The organism is Exiguobacterium sp. KRL4 (assembly GCF_001870785.1).
Lineage (GTDB): Bacteria > Bacillota > Bacilli > Exiguobacteriales > Exiguobacteriaceae > Exiguobacterium_A.
This window is the reverse complement of record NZ_MOLV01000036.1, coordinates 1-18832: the sequence shown is the minus strand read 5'-3', so window position 1 is coordinate 18832 and position 18832 is coordinate 1. Positions and strand designations below refer to the sequence as shown.

Below are 18832 nucleotides of genomic sequence, written 5' to 3'. Positions count from 1 at the left end.
CTCCTAGAACGACAGCAAAAACGCTTTGGACATCCAAAGCGTTTTGTTCAGTTATAACGATTCATCAACGCTAAAAATGGCGTATCGATGAAATCCGTTGCGATGTTTACAGAATCAGCCAACACATGTTGCAACGTCACCTGTTCTGATTTTGCAAATGGCATCAAGACCCAGTCAATGACTTGGATCGGTGCCGGCGGACGCCCAACCCCTAACTTCAGGCGTTTGATGTCTTGTGTCCCTAAATGTTGAATCAATGACTTGACCCCGTTATGACCACCAGCACTTCCTTTAGAACGCAGACGCATCTTCTCGAGCGGAAGATCCAGGTCATCATAGATGACCAGTACGTCCTCGACAGCAATTTTATAAAAATCGAGCAACGGTCGCACGGCTTCACCGGATAAGTTCATATATGTCAATGGTTTGACAAGAAGGACCCGTTCCCCTTTAATCATTCCCGTTCCGAAGACTGCTTTAAACTTCGACTCCGTTAATTTTATATCATGTTCTTTTGCCAAGGCATCAATCGCCAAAAATCCGATGTTATGGCGGGTATTGGCATATTTAGCACCTGGATTTCCTAAACCGACGATACATTTCATACCGTCACCTCCTTAAGTTCACAGACAGAATCGCTTCTCGCCTGGATGATGAAAAAACATCAACGCACAAGGGTCCGATTTCTAAAAACCGGACCTTGGCGTGCATATCTGTTTAAAATCAGCTAAAGAGCGGGCTGATTGATTTTTGTTCATGGACGCGAATGATGGCTTCTGCAAGCAATCGCGCGACTGAAATTTGTTTAATTTTGCTTGCGCATTCACGTTTCGTCAAATCGATTGTGTTTAAGACAACAAGCTCTTCGATTGCCGAGTTTTCGATCCGCTCCATCGCTGGACCTGACAGAACCGGGTGTGTGCAGCAGGCATAGACTTGTTTTGCTCCGTTTTCAATCAACGCATTGGCAGCAAGCGTGATTGTACCGGCTGTATCGATGATGTCATCGATGATGATCGCGATTTTCCCGTCGACTTGGCCAACGATGTTCATGACTTCCGCGACGTTTGGTTTCGGACGGCGCTTGTCGATGATCGCGATCGGTGCTTTTAATTGTTCTGCTAATTTACGAGCCCGTGTCACACCGCCATGGTCTGGAGAAACGATGACAAGTTCGTTCGGGTCGATGTTCTTCTTCTCGAAGTAAGAAGCAAGCAAGGGAACACCCATTAATTGATCTACTGGAATATCGAAGAAACCTTGGATTTGAGCAGCATGGAGATCCATTGTCACGACGCGTGTCGCACCGGCGACTTCAAGCAGGTTCGCGACGAGTTTCGCTGTGATCGGCTCACGCGAACGTGCTTTACGGTCTTGACGCGCATACCCGTAATACGGAATGACGACGTTGATCGTCCGAGCAGAAGCTCGTTTTAACGCATCGATCATGATGAGGAGTTCCATCAAGTTTTCGTTAACCGGTTGGCTTGTCGATTGGATGATGTAGATATCATCTCCGCGGACGCTTTCTTCGATGTTCATTGAAATTTCGCCGTCACTGAAATGTTTGACTGAACTTTCACTGACCGGAATCCCGATGACTTTAGCGATTTCCTCTGCCAGTGGTTTGTTCGAGTTAAGTGCGAAAATACGAATTTCATGTTCTAAGACAGTAGACATGGTTAGGTGGCCTCCATTTGTTTGGGTTTAGACGAGTAGAGCGACAGGTAATGAACGAATAAAATTAACGGTAATCCAGTTTGGTCGTTTGACGCTCCCGTGCGATCGCGAGACCATTGTCAGGAACATCATCCGTGACGGTCGATCCTGCTGCGACAAGCGCATTTTTACCGACCGTGACCGGGGCGATCAAATTGACGTTACAGCCGATGAAGGCGTCGTCTCCGATGACCGTTTCAAACTTATTTGTTCCATCATAGTTGACCGTGATCGAACCACATCCTAAGTTGACGTTTTTGCCGATCGTCGCGTCGCCGACGTAACTTAAGTGGGCAGACTTGCTGCCTTCTCCGAACGTTGATTTTTTCACTTCAACGAAGTTGCCGACACGGGTATTTGCACCGAGGATCGCTTGTTGGCGTAAGTGAGCAAACGGACCGACTTGTGCTGCTGGTCCAATTTGACTATCCGTGACAACCGATTGACGGACAACCGCGTGATCTGCAATCGTACTATCGCGAATATCTGAGTTCGGTCCGATGATGCATTCTGAGCCAACTGTTGTTTTACCAAGCAATTGTGTCCCTGGGTACAAGACGGTATCAGAACCGATGACGACATCTGGTCCGATGTACGTTGAAGCAGGGTCAACGAACGTGACACCTTGACGCATCCAATGTTCGTTTGTCCGTTTCCGCATCGATGTTTCTGCTTGCGCAAGCGCTACCCGATCATTGACGCCGATCGTCTCTTCGAATGTCGATGCTGCGTAGGCAGCAATCGTTTCGCCGTCTGCTTTCGCAATTTCGATGACGTCTGGTAAATAGAATTCACCTTGGACGTTATCGTTTTTGACTTGTTTTAGTGCTGCGAACAGCATTTCATTATCAAACACATACGTGCCGGTGTTGATTTCTCTGATGAGCAGTTCTTCTGCATTTGCATCTTTGTGTTCGACGATTTTCGAGACGTTTCCGTCTTCACCACGGACGATTCGTCCGTAGCCCGTCGCATCATCGGCATGTGCCGTCAAAACAGTCACTTTCGCGCCTGTTTCGGCATGATGTTGCAACAACGATTCTAACGTCGCACTTGTTAGGAGTGGGGTATCCCCACACACGACGAGAGTCGAACCCGTTTCGTGTCCCAGTACAGGTTCCGCCATCTGAACAGCATGACCCGTGCCAAGCTGCTCACTTTGAAGTGCATATTCCACCGATGTGCCGAGCACTTCTTTGACAGCCTCTGCACCATGACCGACGATGACGACTTGACGTGTGACACCGAGTGTCGTCAATTGATCAACGACATGTTGTACCATAGGTTTCCCAGCTACTGGGTGAAGTACTTTATAAAGCTTTGATTTCATCCGAGTGCCTTTACCCGCTGCTAGAATTACCGCGAAATGATTCATCCTTGTCGCTCCTCCATATAAATTAGTGATGATTTCGTTCTGAAATAGTCCACTCGTTCCCACTATAACGAAAATGGCGCGACGAATCAATCACAGGGCGGACCAGAAATCATGAAAACACGCAAAAAAAGACAGGTTCTCCCATCGCTAGGGACCTGTCCGTTGAATTACGAATGATCGGTTACTTCGAGTGCCGTCAGTTCACGTTCTGACGTCTCGTCCTGATCCTCGCGCACTGCATATGCTTCTAATACTGAATCTTCGACCTTTTTTCGCATTAATGCATTGATTGGATGGGCGACATCACGAAAGATGCCCTCCTGTGTTCGTTTACTTGGCATCGCGACGAAAAGACCGCTGTTCCCTTCGATCACGCGTAAATCATGTACCACGAATTCGTGGTCGAGCGTAATCGAGGCAAGTGCTTTCATTCGGCCCTCAGCTACGACGCGACGAATCTTGACGTCGGTGACATTCATTTTGTCCGCACCCCTTTTATAACCGTTGTCACAACTCTTCGTTGTCTACTTCTACTTACGGCTTAAAACATTCAAAGGTTTAGCTTTTGCCAATCATTTTACGCATAATTTCCAAAAGTTTGATAATTACAGTATAGTTACAAAAAAATTGTGTGTCAAATTCAGGTATTGTCATCATCTGTGAAATACTGGTCGACGTTCCCACGCTTCACTTGAATTTGTCCAAGATCCACATCAACGTCGGCAAGCTTCATCAGACTGACATACTCATTGACCATCTTTTTCTCGGCACCTTCCGCTTCAATCAGTACACCGACTCCGGCTACGTTCGCTTCAAACTCACTGAGCAGGCTCATCATGCCTCGAATCGTTCCGCCGGCTTTCATGAAGTCATCAATCAGTAAGACATTGGCACCACGGGGAAGACTCCGCCGCGCAAGTGCCATCGTCCGAATCGCTTTTGACGAGCCGGACACATAATTGATGCTGACGGTCGAACCTTCCGTCACCCGGCTATCCGAGCGGACGATCACGAACGGTACACCTAACTGTTCCGCAACCGCATACGCAAGCGGGATTCCTTTTGTCGCAATCGTCATGACGACGTCGACTTTTTTCTGGCTGAAGACGGAAGCAAACACTTGTCCCATCTGTTTGACCATCCGCGGGTCCCCAAGCAAGTCCGTCAGATATAAGTATCCGCCCGGCAGCAAACGGTCTGGGCGTGCCACCCGTTCACATAACTCATCGATGAACGGTAACGCCTTTGCGCTACTCCACGTCGGAATGAACATGACCCCTCCGGCAGCTCCCGGGACCGTCACGAGTCGCCCTGTGCCTTCATGCTCTAACATTTCACTGACAATATCTAAATCTTCACTGATCGAAGATTTCGCAGATTTGTAACGTTCCGCGAATATCGTCAATGAGACCAGATGATGCGGATGGTCCAGCAGGTAACGTGTCATGTCTACGAGCCGACCGCTTCTCCGAATTTTCATCTAAATCGTTCCACCTCTCCGTAATTCCGAATATTCACTAGTGAATATATCATTTTCATACGGAAACTATCAATGGTTTTCCCCTAAAAGACGAACGACGTAGACTTCGTTGCAAAAACCTCGTAATCCATTATAGAGCCGTTGCGCCCGATTCTCATGCTCCGTCAAAGCGAAGACAGTCGGCCCACTTCCGCTCATCAAGACACCTTCCGCCCCGCAACTCGTCATGAACGCTTTGATCTGTTCGACTTCCGGATGCATCGGTAAGGTAACGGATTCGAGTACATTGCCCAGAGCATCACAAATCGCCGTGAAATCTTGATTTTTGACTGCCTGAATCATTGCCTCGACATCCGGACGCTCCGCCGTCTTTAAATCAAGCGCGCCGTAAACATCGGCTGTCGAGACACCGATTGTCGGTTTCGCGAGGACGACCCAGCATGGGGGAGGAGACACCAGTTTTTCGAGTTTCTCACCACGTCCTGTCGCGATCGCCGTCCCGCCCATCACACAAAACGGAACATCCGATCCGACTTCCGCTCCGATTTCTGCCAGTTGTTCAAGCGTCAAATCCAGTTTCCACAATTCATTCAGGCCACGTAATGTCGCGGCCGCATCACTGGAGCCGCCCGCTAATCCGGCTGCGACCGGAATATGTTTTTCGAGATAGATTTCAACTCCACTCTGGATGTTAAACCGTTCCTTTAAAACTGCCGCCGCCTTATACGCTAAATTCCGTTCATCGTTCGGTACATACGCATGTTGCGCATTCATCCGAATTTCACCAGAAGGTAATTCCGTCAATTCCAATCGGTCTGCCAAATCAACTGTCGTCATCACCATATGTACATCATGATAACCGTCCGGACGTTTCGCCGTCGCATCCAATACTAAATTGATTTTTGCTGGAGCTTTTACAATAATCGTCATCGTGCCGTTCCTCCTCTAGTACGTATCCTGTACGAATTGTATCAACCTTTGCACAAAAAAAGAAGCGAACATTTCTGTCCGCTTCGGAAGGTAAGTTTACGAATTCGCAAATTCGATTTGTACGGAGTCTGTTAACACGTCGGCATAGCTATAAGAAACCCGCTCGACATTGTGGCGCTCTGCGTCTAGCTTGACTACAAACACCGATGGATACGTCTCAACGAGCGTTCCGATTCGGGTTACGACCTTTTTACGACCGCCGCTTGCTTTTAGCGTCAGTCTTTCACCAACATGTGTTTCAAAAACATGTCTGATTTCGTTCAACGTCTTTGGCATACGCTTCACCTCACTAATATTTATTATAGCATATGAATTAAATATTAGAAAGGGCAAATATTATATCCGTTCTTTTGTCTACCGTCAACGTTTTTTAATCGGCAAAAGTGCGTCGGCCAGCTGTGCGAATTCCTGCAGGCTCAGTGTCTCACCACGGCGGCGTGGATCGATCCCCGCTTCATGTAACGCTGCTTCGACTGCTTCTTTTTCCGCTTTTCCGAAATGACTCGATAAGTTATTTAAAATCGTTTTCCGGCGCTGCGCGAAACTCGCACGTGTCACTTCAAAGAACAACTTCTCATCAAGCGTCTTGACAGCAGGTTCTTTTCGGATGTTCAGGCGAATGACGGCCGAATCGACGTTTGGTGCCGGTATGAACACATGTTTCGGAACGGTGAAGCAGACTTCTGCCTCCGCATAGTACTGAATCGCAATCGATAACGAGCCGTAGGCTTTTGTCCCAGGTTTCGCGCCAATCCGTTCAGCCACCTCTTTTTGAATCATCATGATGAGCGTCCGGAACGGAGTCCGCGCTTCAAGAATGCGCATGATGATCGGAGTCGTCACATAATATGGAAGATTGGCGACAACGGCGAGATCGGTAATGCCTTGTTGTGTGAACTCTTGATCGACGATTGTCTCAAGATCCAGTTCGAGGGCATCCCCATGAATGACTTTGACATGAGGATACGGGGCGAGCGAATCTTCGAGGATCGGCAATAACCGTTGATCAATTTCGAGTGCGACGACCTTTTTCGCCTGTTTCGCTGACTGCTCCGTCAACGAACCGATACCAGGACCAATCTCAAGCACTCCACTGTCAGGTGTTAAGTTGGCGGCGCCGACGATGTTCCCGAGTACGTTTAAATCAATTAAAAAGTTTTGCCCTAAGGACTTTTTGAATGAAAATCCGTGTTTCGCCAGGATTTCCTTTGTCCGGTGCAATGTAGCGATGTCTTTCAATCTTGTTCCTCCTCTATCTGTTTCAACGCGTCTTCCCATTCTTGTTTCGTAATCCGGATCGATGCCACCCGTTTGACCAATTGTTTGGCGTTTGGCTCCCCGATCGAAAGCACCTGTCCAAGTCGTTTCCGACGTTTTGAGGCGGCCGGTCCACCAATTAAATCGGCTGCAAGAATCATCTCACGCGTCACTTCCGCGATATGATGTTCTTCTGTTTCGTAAACGGCTTCAAGTGCTCGTTCAAGCGCTCTCGGCGAAGCGTGCTCGACTCCGATTTTCCCACGTTTGTCTTTCGCATCGGCCCGTGGCAGGTAGGCTTGCTTACAGCCCGGCACCCGCTCGTTGATCCGCGCCCGAATCCGGTCTCCTGGAAAATCAGGATCCGTAAAGACGATCACACCACGACGTTCAAGCGCTTTCGCGATCCGTTGTAACGTTTGCTCGTTGACGGCAGACCCGTTTGTTTCGATTGTATCGACATCGAATACTTCTTGTAACCGTGTCGTATCATCGCGTCCTTCGACGACGATGACTTCTTTTAAGCGTTTCCGCATCATGTCTTCTCCACCTTCTTCAAACACTTCCGTAATTGTACCTGTTTTGATGAAAAAAACAAGGAAGCGTCAATTGCCCGCTTCCGCTGTCGCCTCGTTAGGAATGACCCAGACTTGGATCGTCTTGCGACCAAACTGTTTAGCGGTCGTCTCTCCATCAACGAGGACATCGATTTTATTCCCTTTGATGGCACCACCAGTATCGAGGGCAATCGCAAGACCTACCCCCTCGACATACACTTTTGTTCCGAGCGGAATGACTTTTGGATCAACGGCAATGATCGGTAATCCTTGATAGGTGATCGTATCCGTCACGTCATACCCTGTCGCCGTCAAGGCCCGTCCATCATACAGCCGACTCCCGTTCGAAGCAGGATCGTTCGTATAAGCGGTCGCCTCGACCATCAAGGTTTTTGCTTTTTTAAAGTCTAAATCCGTGGCTGCTTTAGGTGTTTCCGCTAAAGGTACCGTTGCTTTTTCTGTATCAAAGACCGGGGCCGGTGTCGTTTCGACTGCCTCGACGGGTTCGACCGGCTTCGTTCCGACTTTGACGACTTGCTTGACCGGTTGGCTCGTGATTTCGTTTGTGATCAATTTCTTTTCTTTACTCAGTCCGTCAGCGAGCGTCAACTGATACTTTTGTGTCCGGATGCCGGGTCGCCCCGCTTTTGTCACTAATTGCTCCCCCGCCGGTAACGTCTCGTCTTCAATCGTCTCGACTTCAAACGGTAATAATTGTTCTTCCGTCAGAACGGCGCGTCGTGTCGTATTGACCGTGACGAGCATATCTTTTGCGACGACCGTATCAAGACCCGGAGAGACGTTGTCTTCCGGTTGAAGTTTGATCCCTTGCATCGCGAGGAGCTCACGTACCGTCGTCTGATACGTATACAGTGAACGAGCATTTCCTTCTACGATCAATTCAAGCGGGAACGCCTCGCGGTATCGGACCGTCATTCCCGTCGTCAAGACGGCATCCTTCGACGGATAGATGTCATCCGTCTCCATCTGCTCGATCCCACGCTCTTTTAATAGATCATCGACTCGGCGTGCTTGTGTCCGGATGGTTTGTGCTTCTCCATATCCCATGATCAACGTGATTTCTTTTGCGGGACGAATGACAATCAATTCATCGTCCGGAAGATCCGCGCTGAGTGCCGGTTCGATTTCATCTTGTGCCCGAACTGAAATGCCGGCTTCCTTCAAGACACCATAGACCGACGTCTCGAGCGTCTCGATCTTCGTTTCCCGACCATCCACCATGATCGTGATGTCACGCGGATGGTCCATCGCTAGATACAGGACACTTGCAATCAGGAGCAGTGTACAGCCGATCGTCATATACGCTATCGATCGAATCATGGAAGCCGGAAGACGCGTTTCGCGTTTTCAGTGGTCGCTTGTTCGATATCGGCATACATCATACCACGCAGCTGCGCGATCTCTTCCGCCACGAATCGGACATACGCCGGTTCGTTACGTTTTCCCCGATACGGTGTTGGTGTCAGGTAAGGACAGTCCGTCTCGACCAACAAACGATCAAGTGGCACTTCCTGCGCCACACGTTTTGGGGTCTTCGCATTTTTAAATGTCACCGGTCCTCCTAACGAGATGTAGAAGTTCATCGCTAAACAACGGGGGAGTAATTCTGCACTCATACTATAACTGTGAAGAATGCCTCCCACTTCTTTGGCGTCTTCTTCTTCCAAAATCCGAAGTGTATCCTCCGTCGCCTCACGATTATGAATGACAATCGGTTTATTTTTTTGTTTCGCCAAACGAATCTGTTTCCGGAACGCTTCTTCTTGAACGTCTTTCGGTGACGTATCCCAGTGATAGTCGAGACCGATTTCTCCGAGTGCGACGACTTTCGGGTGATCCATCAAACGCTCGACTTTCTGATAAGCGGCGTCATCAAAATCAATCGAATCCACAGGATGCCATCCGATGACTGCGTAGAGATCATCATAGTGTTCGACGAGCTCCATCGCCCGGTCGATCGTCTTGTGGTCAAATCCAACGACGATCATCGGTGAAACGCCATTGGCGCGTGCCCGCTCAATCGTTTCATCAACATCTCCATCAAACTGATCAGAATTCAAATGTGTGTGTGTATCAATCAACATAAAGTTCGACTCCTTTTTTCAAAAAAATGCCTGTGACATCAAGTCCACAGGCATCTGAATTATTTTACACTTGCCCCGTTCGCCATCGTCGACGGTACCGTGGCTAGTTCAAGCTTACCTGATTTTTCAGCAGCAAGCACCATACCTTGTGACAATTCGCCCCGTAACGTAACCGGTTTTAAGTTGGCAACAATGATGACTTTCCGACCGATTAACTCTTCCGGCTCATACCATTCGGCAATCCCCGATACGATTTGACGTGTTTCTTTGCCCATATCGACGGTTAGCTTCAGCAATTTTTTGGCCTTTTTGATTTTTTCAGCCGTCACGACCTCACCGACCCGTAGTTCAATCTGATCAAACACATCGATCGTCGTTTCTGGTCGAACGTCAGCATCGACTTCTTCTTCGACTGTCTCTTCTTCGACACGAGCAGCAGACGCCTGTTTCATCATTTCAACGATGGCTTCGACTTCCTCTTTCATGTCACGACGCGGGAAGATTGGTTGAGCGACGCCGACTTTTGTTCCTTCGTTGATTGCAGCGAACTGATCAAGTGCCGTCCAGTCCATCGGTTGTCCTTCAAGACCAAGCTGACGGAACATTTCTTTTGGTGACCGTGTCATGAACGGTTGGAGCATGATCGCAACATGACGTAATGCCCCTACTAAATGGACCATCGATGAGGCGAGTTCCGCTGTTTTCGTTTCATCTTTCGCGAGTACCCATGGTTGTGTCTCATCGATGTACTTGTTCGCCCGGCTGATCAGTTGCCAGATATGCGACAAGGCGACTGAAAATTCCATGTGTTCCATCGATCCTTCGACCTTCTCGACCGTTTCTTGTGCTAGCGTCGACAATGTCTCATCAAATGGTGTGACGTTTCCGGCATACGTCGGAATGACGCCGTCGAAATATTTTGTGATCATCGCGATCGTCCGGTTCAGTAAGTTCCCTAAATCGTTTGCGAGATCAAAATTCATTCGCTCGACAAATGCTTCCGGTGTGAACATACCATCTGATCCGAATGGAACTTCACGTAACAAATAATACCGTAGCGCATCGAGTCCGTACCGGTCGATCATCGGAATCGGATCAACGACGTTCCCTTTGGATTTCGACATCTTCCCGTCCTTCATCAGCAACCAGCCGTGTGCGAAAACTTGTTTCGGAAGCGGCAGGTCGAGTGCCATCAGCAGGGCCGGCCAAACGATTGTATGGAAACGAACGATTTCCTTCCCGACCAGATGAACGTCGGCTGGCCAGTACTTGTCGAAGTTGCCTTGGTCATCCGTTCCGTAACCGAGTGACGAGATATAGTTCGTCAATGCGTCAACCCAAACGTAAACGACATGTTTCGGGTTCGATGGGACTTTGACACCCCAATCAAATGTCGTCCGCGAGACGGCGAGGTCTTGCAGACCGGGTTTAATGAAGTTATTGATCATCTCATGTTTTCGGGATTCTGGTAAAATGAACGAAGGGTTCGCTTCATAGTACTCGACTAGGCGATCCGCGTATTGGCTGATCCGGAAGAAATAACATTCTTCGCGAACGAGTTCAACCGGGTGACCACTGTCCGGACTTTTTCCATCCACTAACTGCGATTCCGTATAATACGTTTCATCCGGAACAGAATACCAGCCTTCGTATTCACCAAGATAAATGTCCCCTTTTTCAAGTAGGGTCTCAAATACTCGTTCGACGACTTCTTTATGGCGGGATTCTGTCGTCCGGATGTAGTCGTCATATGAGATATCGAGCCGATCCCATAACACTTTGATTTGTTCGACGACACCGTCAACGAACTCTTGCTCGGATACACCGGCTTCTTTAGCTTTTTCTTGAATTTTTTGTCCGTGCTCGTCCGTACCCGTCAAGTAACGAACATCAAAACCTTGAAGCCGTTTGTAGCGAGCCATCGCATCTCCCGCGACCGTCGTGTAGGCATGACCGATATGTAGCTTTGCGCTAGGATAATAAATCGGTGTTGTGATATAAAATGTTTTTGCCATGATATTCCTCCGTTCTGTATTTCATTCCATTATTATACGCTGTTCTAGCGCCCATGTCGAAACTCGTTTTTTGTCGAATCCAAACATTTTTTGACATCAGACATCGAATTACAAAAAAACACACTCAATAGTTTGATTTCCTTTAAAAAGGGAAATTCTATTAATAAATCGTTTCAGATATGGTTTTTTTGAGAAATAAATGACATTTTGATTTCAAGCTATTCAGATTGGTTGACTACTTTTGGAAAGTTTAGTATTCTACATTCTATAGAAGTGATGTCGAATTTTGACGATTTTCCAAAAATAAAGAGAACCTAGACATCAGAGGAGGAACAACAAAATGAAATCAACAGGTATTGTACGTAAAGTAGACGAGCTCGGCCGGGTAGTTATTCCAATCGAACTTCGTCGGACACTTCAAATCGCAGAGAAGGATGCTCTTGAGATTTATGTCGACAACGAGCAGATCATTCTTAAAAAATACAAACCAAACATGACTTGCCAAGTAACAGGTGAAGTATCAGATGATAACTTCAAATTGGCAGACGGTAAATTGATTCTCTCTCCAGATGGCGCACAGCGTGTCCTCGTTGAGTTAAAAGATTTCCTCGATCGTCATTACGCAGGAAACGAATAAGTAAAAAGAAGCGATTCCAAGCGGAGTCGCTTCTTTTTTTAGGATTCATGATAACGTAGATACAATTCCTGACGATCGAGTCCCCGCTCCTTGGCAACTCGTTTCAGGGCAGCATTCGGCTTTTCACCTTGTTCGATGTATCGTTCGATTTGTTGCAACGGATCCGCTTCTTGCTCGATGTCGCTTGGACGTTCTTCCATCGATCCTTCGACGATGACGACGAATTCACCACGTACGTCTTCTTCAGCCCAGTCAAGCGCTTCCGTGACCGAACCACGAATGTATTCTTCATACCGTTTCGTCAATTCGCGGGCTAACGTCAGTTGACGATCCCCTAATACATCCCGTAACGCCCCTAACATCTCTTTTAAGCGATGAGGTGCTTCGTAGAAGATTAGCGTTCCACTTTCATAGCGAACTGTTTCTAGGGCCTCGCGGCGCTCTTTTTTCTTTCGTGGTAAAAAACCATAATACAGAAAACGTTCTGTCGCAAGACCGGATGCGACGAGCGCGGTCAAGGCTGCATTTGCACCCGGTAAGACGACGACCGGGATATCCGCTTCGATCGTAGCCCGGATCAAATCACTCCCTGGATCAGAAATTCCTGGCATTCCGGCATCCGAGACCAGTGCAACTTGTTTACCCGACTGTAAATCCGTCAACAGACGAGCGCCACTGACTTGTTTATTGTGTTCATGGTAGCTGACGAGTTTCGTATCAATCTTAAAATGATTAAACAATTTCATCGTCTGACGTGTATCTTCTGCCGCGACGAGATCCGCTTCTTGTAAAATACGAACGGCCCGGTACGTCATGTCCTCTAAATTTCCGATCGGTGTCGGAACGATATACAGACCATTCGTCTGTCCTTTAAAACTACTGGTCGCTTTCATGAGACGACCTCCCTTCTTGAATCAATTGTTCCTTTTTCGTCCGCGTTAATTGTTTGATCGCATATTCTCGTTTCAAGGCTTCCGACTTCGTAGCACACGTTTCTGTATAGATCAAAACAACAGGGAGCCGTGCTCGGGTGTATTTTGCTCCTTGTCCCGTGTTATGCGTTGCAAGTCGTTTCGTAACATCGACAGTATATCCTGTATACAGCGTACCATCATGGCAACGGACGATATAGACCGTATGATTAGACATCGAGATGCTTCCGCATCTGCAGCGTGTACGTATCATCTTGTTCATAGACGATGAACGGAGGCAACACCTTTAGACCTGGTTTAGCATCCTTGATCCCTTCAATCAATAACATGTTGGCCTCCTTACCTTGTTTCGGATAAATCAATTGCATCCGTTTTGGTTCAATCCGGTACTCGCGCATCAAGGTGACGAGATCGAGCAAACGTTCCGGTCGGTGGACAAAAGCCGTCTTGCCCCCTTGTTTGAGTAAATCTGCCGCTGATCGAATACAATCTTCGAGCGTGCAGAGTACTTCATGACGCGCAATCGTATAATGTTCACTCATGTTTCGATTAGACGATTCGTGCGCTAAAAAATATGGCGGATTACAGGTGACGACGTCATAAAGACCATATCCGAGCAGTTTTCCTGCTTCCTTGACGTCCCCTTCCACCATCTTCAGCTGACCTTGTTTGTCATTCAACTGAATACTCCGTCGCGCCATCGCAGCAAGACGGGGTTGAATTTCAAGCCCTGTGACCGTACCTTGCGTCCGGTACGACAAAAACAAGGGAATGGCACCATTGCCGGCACATAAATCGACTAACTGACCTTGTTTGATTGGAACCCAGACGAATTGGGCGAGTAACGCCGCATCGAGGGAATAGGAAAAAACGGTTGGACTTTGGATGATCCGTCCTTCTTTTCCAAGCAGATGATCCAGTCGTTCATCCGGTAATAATTCAATCATCTCGTTCTTCCTTTCTGAAAAAAAGACTGACTCCTAGGAAGTCAGCCTCTCAATGTTTCGTTAACATGGACAAGCAGAACAGACAGTCTCCGTCTTTACGGACTTGACCATAATGCAGGTTACAAATATGGAATCCTTCTTGATACAGTCGTCCTAAATTATCATACCCCGCACCGATGCCCGCTTCAGCCTCTGCTGCTTCTGTAATCGGTTGTTGTTCGTCACGCTCTACCTTCTCGCGGAGGTGGTGATTCTCAAGATAAAGGTGTTGATTCTCCTCCATCATATAAGCAAGCTGATCTTTTAACACGCTCAGATGCTCCGTCAGCAAGTGAATCTGTTGCTCGATCGCATCGACACGCGTAATGATTTCTTTTTTATCGACTCTCTCCACGCGTATGCACCCCGTCATTCTTTTGGTCGTTTTTGTTTTACGGCACCGACGGACAGTAATTCTTCCATCGAGTATGTGAGGACCCGGGAACGGTCTTTTAGTTCAATTTGAACGATTTGATCGAGGATGTTCAGACCAACGACCCGTCCTTCCCCTTCAGGAACGGTCAGACGTTTTCCGTAATCCGGAAGATCCCGTCGCATTTCTTCATACGTATCGTTTTCGTATTTTAAGCAACACATCAAACGACCGCAGACACCAGAAATTTTTGTTGGATTCAAGGATAGGTTCTGATCTTTCGCCATCTTGATTGAGACCGGCTCAAACTCTCCTAAAAATGAAGAACAACACAGCACACGACCACAGGGACCGATTCCGCCAAGTAGTTTCGCTTCATCGCGTACACCAATCTGACGTAATTCAATGCGTGTCCGGAAAACAGCCGCTAAATCTTTGACGAGTTCACGGAAATCGACACGACCTTCCGCTGTGAAATAAAAGATGACTTTATTTCGATCAAATGTATATTCGACATCGACAAGTTTCATATCGAGTTTGTGTTCACGAATTTTTTCGACACAGACAGCGTGCGCATCAAACGCCGCCATTTTATTTTCACGGACAATCATCGCATCTTTATCATCCGCGATGCGAAGGATAGCTTTCAGTGGCAAGACCACATCATCTTCGTCCATTTGTTTATCGGCAATGACAACTTCACCATATTCAATGCCCCGTACCGTCTCAACGATGACTGCCTGTCCTCGTGATAATGACTCTTGTCCAGGTGCAAAATAATAAATTTTGCCCGCTTCTTTAAAGCGAACGCCTACTACTTTTAGCATATCGCTCTACCCTTTCTGTAAGTCAAACATGAGACGCTCAACTGTTAATTGAGGATTAACATTTGCTTCGATCCGTTTAACGGCTGCCAGTACTGCTTGTAGCCACCGTGTGATCGTCGTCTGACTTTTCCCACCCATCTGTTCCAGTAATGGTCGGCTGTTCGCATAGGTGATCATTTCCCATGACGGATTGAGTTTAAGATGTAGAACATCTTCAAAAAAACACGTCACAAGTTCTAGACCAATCCGGGCATCTTGCCGGTTCTTGAATTGACTGATCCATTTTTCCTGGACAAACAAAGGTAAATCGGTCGGACGATTCGCTAATTCCTCCATCAATTGTACCACTGTCCCTCGCGCATTTACAAACCAGTCTTCGATTAATGCCTGCTCTGCATCTTCTATTTTCGGATAAACACGTGCTGCGAGTTGCGTTAACTCGCTGTCCCGTCCCGTTTTTTCAGACAAGACTTGACCAATCAACAAACGATCTGCGGGACGAAAACTCAGTAATTGTCCCCGCGAACGAATCGTTGGTAACAGGAGCTGTGGTTGATTCGTAATTAAAATTGCCACTTTCCCTGCACCCGGCTCTTCAAAAAACTTCAATAAGCTGTTCGCTGCTTGCGGCGTCATCTTATGAGCTTGTGTCACAACATAGATTTGTCGATCTCCCTCAAGCCCCCGTAATGAGAGGTCATGCATCAGTTGCTGAATCTGTTCTTTTTTGATGGTCGCTCCGTCTGGCTCGATTTGATAATAATCGACGAGATTCCCACTATCCATTCGGCGGCAACTCCGACACGTTTGACACGGTTCGATTTGATCGCGACGTTCACAGAACAGACTTTTGGCGAACAACTGAGCCGCCTCCAAAAGAAGCGGCTCATAGTCTCCCGTAAAGATATAAGCATGATTAATCCGATTCGCACGTAGCGAATTTTGTAAAATCGTCGCGATGACGGATTGTGTTTGTTCTAGTTCATGGAATGTCTGCATTAGAATTGATGAAACCCTTCAATCGGTAAGACAAAGACAGTTGCCCCGCCAACTTGAACTTCAACCGGATACGGAATATATGAATCGGCATGACCACCCATCGGTGAGATCGGTGAAACCATCTGTTCGCGGCTCGAGCAGTTTTTTTTGATTAACCGCATCAAGTCATCTAGACGTTCGCTCTGGACACCAATCATGAATGTCGTATTTCCTTCTTTTAGGAAGCCGCCGGTCGTCGCAAGTTTTGTCGCTCGAAAATCATTTTCAACCAGTGCTTCTGCTAGACGTAAGCTATCTTTATCTTGAACAATCGTAATGACCATTTTCATGATAATCTCTCCCTTTTCTCTAGATAAGTCAGTAGATCCTGACATAAGTTGTTTTGTAAGACTTCGATTGATTGGTTGGCATTGACTAGCTGAATCCGTTCCGGATCCTGCTCTGCTAATACCATGAAACCTTCATATACCCGTTGGCGGAACAAATCGTCCCGTTGTTCGATTCGATCGAGTGCTCCTCGTTCCATCATCCGTTGCTTGGAATCTGTGACCGTCAAGTCAAACAGATAGGTCCGATCGGGTTCTAATCCATTTGTGGCTTGATGATTGATGGTCCGAACTTGTTCGATGGAATAACCAAGCCCATACCCTTGATAGGCAATCGAAGCATCGATGAAGCGATCACATAAAACGATTTTCCCTGCCGCCAAGGCTGGACGAATCAATTCATTGACGTGCTGTGCCCGTGAGGCAGCATATAATAAGATCTCCGTCATCTCATCCATTTCACTGAATGCAGGATTTAAAATCAAGGAGCGAATCTCATTTCCAATTCGTGTCCCACCTGGTTCACGTGTCATCACGATATCGTACCCTTCAGCTGTCAACCGTTCTGCAAGTAATTGTAATTGCGTCGTTTTTCCGGCACCATCCGGACCTTCGACAGTAATGAATGTTCCTGTCATTCCATAATTCCTTCCTCTATCACACGCAATTTGCCTTCATGTAGAAGTTCTCCACCTTGTAGATGAATCGATGCGGCTATATACTGTTCAATCAGAGTAATATGTTCCAACGTCACCCGTTCTCCACGTAGGATTAACGGAACCCCCGGCGGGTAAGGAATGATAGTTTCCAGTGCTATCGCACCCACTGCTTCTTCAAAAGATTGGTCGACTCCTTCAAAACATTCCAACTGATCGAGTGGGCATGCCAGTGACGATACTTTTATTTTACCCATAATGGGTTGTCCGATATACCTTTTATCTGGAATTCCTTTTGTTTTCATCGTATCGAGTGCTGTTTTAATTTGCGTGATCCAGGCCTCGCGTTCCAATTTTGGCAAGATTCGCAATGGCAGAATACAAACAACATGATCGCCAAGTGCAAATTCGGTATCAAGTCCCTGCTTCTCCAAAGCATCTAGTAATTCTTTCCCGGAATGATTGGAGTGGGATAAAATCATTCGTGACCAGTCTTCAAAGGTAAACGCCTTTAGACCATCCAGTTGATTGACTTGTTGATGAAACAATTCATGACTAAAACGAACTTCTGCCATCTGTTGACCTGTCCACTGTTGTCGGTGATCACGGGCAAAATCGAGCGAAGCCATCAGCAGATAGGACGGGCTTGATGTTTGAAAAGCCTGGAGCGCGTGCTTTAATTTTCTTCGCTCGTTATTCGTGAAACGTTCATGGATCCAAGCAGCCATTGTTAACGCCGGTAGCGTTTTATGTGCCGACTGCACGACGGCTGTTGCTCCTAACTCAAATGCCGAAGGAATACCAAACGCTTCGCCAAAATGAGCCCCATGTGCTTCGTCAATGAGTAAGGGTAAGTTGTACGATCTCGTCAATTGAACCAGTTCTTTGATTTGTGCGGTCTCTCCATAATAGGTAGGCGACGTCAAAAAGACCGCTGTCCCCCCCGGATAAAGCTTTAGTGCTTCTTCCAATGTTTCACGTGAAACATTACCGCTTATTCCTGTTGTGTGATGGTATTCCGGCTCCATTAAAACAGGTGACAAACCTAACCATTCTAATGCATTAAAAACAGATTTATGTGAATTACGTTGAACATATATCCGATCGCCACGACTCGCAACAGCCGCTAACATCCCCCAATTTCCGACAGTCGATCCATTCACTAGAAAATGGGTGTCAGAGGCGTCATAGATTTGACGCAACAAAAGTTTTGCCTCATAAATGGCTTCTTCGGGATGATGAAAATCATCTAAACCACTCAACTCTGTTTTATCCCATTCAAAAAAAGAAGGTAAGTCTTTTAATAATGTTCCGTTCTTATGACCAGGAACATGCCAAGAAGTAGCTTTTCTTTTTACATGAGCATACAGTGCTTCAACAATCGGCATCCGACCTTTCATATACGTACAGTCCTTCCTGATTTAAACTACAAAAAGACCGACCTGCAGTATGCATCGTCCTTTCATGTCCATGCCCACGTGCCAACGTCCTATCCTCGCATGCCGACGCCTCCTTGACTATAATCGCATAACTTCCGTGTTCGGCATGGGACCGTGTGTGACGGACTTGTCACAAGTACACAAAACAAAAAATGATTG

Annotated in this window: 22 protein-coding genes; 1 reads left to right on the top strand and 21 read right to left on the bottom strand. The window is 47.1% G+C overall.

What is annotated here, in order from left to right:
- Positions 1-47: 47 nt before the first annotated feature.
- The 12 genes from pth to metG form a co-directional block, all read right to left on the bottom strand.
- Positions 48-605, bottom strand: a complete 558-nt coding sequence (gene pth, locus BLD48_RS15300) for an aminoacyl-tRNA hydrolase (RefSeq protein ID WP_071500937.1) — start codon at positions 603-605, stop codon at positions 48-50.
- A gap of 118 nt (positions 606-723) precedes the next feature.
- Entirely contained in the window at positions 724-1680 is a 957-nt protein-coding gene (locus BLD48_RS15295) for a ribose-phosphate diphosphokinase (protein WP_014969100.1), read from the bottom strand.
- Positions 1681-1744: 64 nt separating this feature from the next.
- A complete protein-coding gene (glmU, locus tag BLD48_RS15290) occupies positions 1745-3094 on the bottom strand; it encodes a bifunctional UDP-N-acetylglucosamine diphosphorylase/glucosamine-1-phosphate N-acetyltransferase GlmU (RefSeq protein WP_071500936.1) in 1350 nt (449 codons plus the stop codon).
- Positions 3095-3261: 167 nt separating this feature from the next.
- Complete coding sequence (gene spoVG, locus BLD48_RS15285; RefSeq protein ID WP_071500935.1) at positions 3262-3573, bottom strand: septation regulator SpoVG; 312 nt, start codon at positions 3571-3573, stop codon at positions 3262-3264.
- A gap of 161 nt (positions 3574-3734) precedes the next feature.
- On the bottom strand, positions 3735-4574 hold the full coding sequence (gene purR / locus BLD48_RS15280; protein WP_071500934.1) for a pur operon repressor: 840 nt from the start codon (positions 4572-4574) through the stop codon (positions 3735-3737).
- A 69-nt stretch (positions 4575-4643) separates the two neighbouring features.
- Entirely contained in the window at positions 4644-5504 is an 861-nt protein-coding gene (gene ispE / locus BLD48_RS15275; protein ID WP_071500933.1) for a 4-(cytidine 5'-diphospho)-2-C-methyl-D-erythritol kinase, read from the bottom strand.
- A 96-nt stretch (positions 5505-5600) separates the two neighbouring features.
- A complete protein-coding gene (locus BLD48_RS15270; RefSeq protein WP_012368950.1) occupies positions 5601-5840 on the bottom strand; it encodes a Veg family protein in 240 nt (79 codons plus the stop codon).
- 84 nt (positions 5841-5924) lie between these two features.
- On the bottom strand, positions 5925-6803 hold the full coding sequence (gene rsmA, locus BLD48_RS15265; protein WP_014969094.1) for a 16S rRNA (adenine(1518)-N(6)/adenine(1519)-N(6))-dimethyltransferase RsmA: 879 nt from the start codon (positions 6801-6803) through the stop codon (positions 5925-5927).
- The gene (gene rnmV, locus BLD48_RS15260) at positions 6800-7360 is read right to left on the bottom strand and encodes a ribonuclease M5 (protein WP_201723167.1); all 561 of its coding nucleotides are present in this window, start codon (positions 7358-7360) and stop codon (positions 6800-6802) included. The genes rsmA and rnmV overlap by 4 nt, the downstream gene beginning before the upstream one ends.
- Before the next feature lie 66 nt (positions 7361-7426).
- Positions 7427-8719, bottom strand: coding sequence for a 3D domain-containing protein (locus BLD48_RS16630; protein ID WP_071500932.1), 1293 nt, complete (start codon positions 8717-8719; stop codon positions 7427-7429).
- Complete coding sequence (locus BLD48_RS15250; RefSeq protein ID WP_026830504.1) at positions 8716-9483, bottom strand: TatD family hydrolase; 768 nt, start codon at positions 9481-9483, stop codon at positions 8716-8718. The genes BLD48_RS16630 and BLD48_RS15250 overlap by 4 nt, the downstream gene beginning before the upstream one ends.
- A gap of 59 nt (positions 9484-9542) precedes the next feature.
- The gene (gene metG, locus BLD48_RS15245) at positions 9543-11498 is read right to left on the bottom strand and encodes a methionine--tRNA ligase (RefSeq protein WP_071500931.1); all 1956 of its coding nucleotides are present in this window, start codon (positions 11496-11498) and stop codon (positions 9543-9545) included.
- A gap of 340 nt (positions 11499-11838) precedes the next feature.
- Here metG and BLD48_RS15240 point away from each other — a divergent pair, with 340 nt between their 5' ends.
- Positions 11839-12135, top strand: coding sequence for a transition state genes transcriptional regulator AbrB (locus BLD48_RS15240; RefSeq protein ID WP_014969089.1), 297 nt, complete (start codon positions 11839-11841; stop codon positions 12133-12135).
- 38 nt (positions 12136-12173) lie between these two features.
- Here BLD48_RS15240 and rsmI read toward each other — a convergent pair whose 3' ends face one another.
- Genes rsmI through BLD48_RS15195 form a run of 9 tightly spaced genes read right to left on the bottom strand, consistent with a single transcriptional unit; the run spans position 12174 to position 18622 of the window.
- Positions 12174-13028: a 16S rRNA (cytidine(1402)-2'-O)-methyltransferase gene (gene rsmI, locus BLD48_RS15235; RefSeq protein WP_071500930.1), complete on the bottom strand. Its 855-nt coding sequence runs from the start codon at positions 13026-13028 to the stop codon at positions 12174-12176.
- Complete coding sequence (locus BLD48_RS15230; protein ID WP_071500929.1) at positions 13012-13284, bottom strand: GIY-YIG nuclease family protein; 273 nt, start codon at positions 13282-13284, stop codon at positions 13012-13014. The genes rsmI and BLD48_RS15230 overlap by 17 nt, the downstream gene beginning before the upstream one ends.
- Entirely contained in the window at positions 13277-14014 is a 738-nt protein-coding gene (locus tag BLD48_RS15225) for a tRNA1(Val) (adenine(37)-N6)-methyltransferase (RefSeq protein ID WP_071500928.1), read from the bottom strand. The genes BLD48_RS15230 and BLD48_RS15225 overlap by 8 nt, the downstream gene beginning before the upstream one ends.
- 49 nt (positions 14015-14063) lie before the next feature.
- The gene (gene yabA / locus BLD48_RS15220) at positions 14064-14426 is read right to left on the bottom strand and encodes a DNA replication initiation control protein YabA (RefSeq protein WP_071500927.1); all 363 of its coding nucleotides are present in this window, start codon (positions 14424-14426) and stop codon (positions 14064-14066) included.
- The gene (locus tag BLD48_RS15215) at positions 14423-15253 is read right to left on the bottom strand and encodes a PSP1 domain-containing protein (protein ID WP_071500926.1); all 831 of its coding nucleotides are present in this window, start codon (positions 15251-15253) and stop codon (positions 14423-14425) included. Before BLD48_RS15215 ends, yabA begins: the two co-directional genes overlap by 4 nt.
- A gap of 6 nt (positions 15254-15259) precedes the next feature.
- Positions 15260-16252 carry a DNA polymerase III subunit delta' gene (locus BLD48_RS15210; protein WP_071500925.1) on the bottom strand — a complete coding sequence of 331 codons (993 nt, stop codon included), beginning with the start codon at positions 16250-16252 and terminating at the stop codon, positions 15260-15262.
- Positions 16252-16581, bottom strand: coding sequence for a cyclic-di-AMP receptor (locus BLD48_RS15205; RefSeq protein WP_014969082.1), 330 nt, complete (start codon positions 16579-16581; stop codon positions 16252-16254). Before BLD48_RS15205 ends, BLD48_RS15210 begins: the two co-directional genes overlap by 1 nt.
- Positions 16578-17216 carry a dTMP kinase gene (tmk, locus tag BLD48_RS15200; RefSeq protein ID WP_071500924.1) on the bottom strand — a complete coding sequence of 213 codons (639 nt, stop codon included), beginning with the start codon at positions 17214-17216 and terminating at the stop codon, positions 16578-16580. The genes BLD48_RS15205 and tmk overlap by 4 nt, the downstream gene beginning before the upstream one ends.
- A complete protein-coding gene (locus BLD48_RS15195; protein ID WP_071500953.1) occupies positions 17213-18622 on the bottom strand; it encodes an aminotransferase class I/II-fold pyridoxal phosphate-dependent enzyme in 1410 nt (469 codons plus the stop codon). Before BLD48_RS15195 ends, tmk begins: the two co-directional genes overlap by 4 nt.
- Positions 18623-18832: the final 210 nt, after the last annotated feature.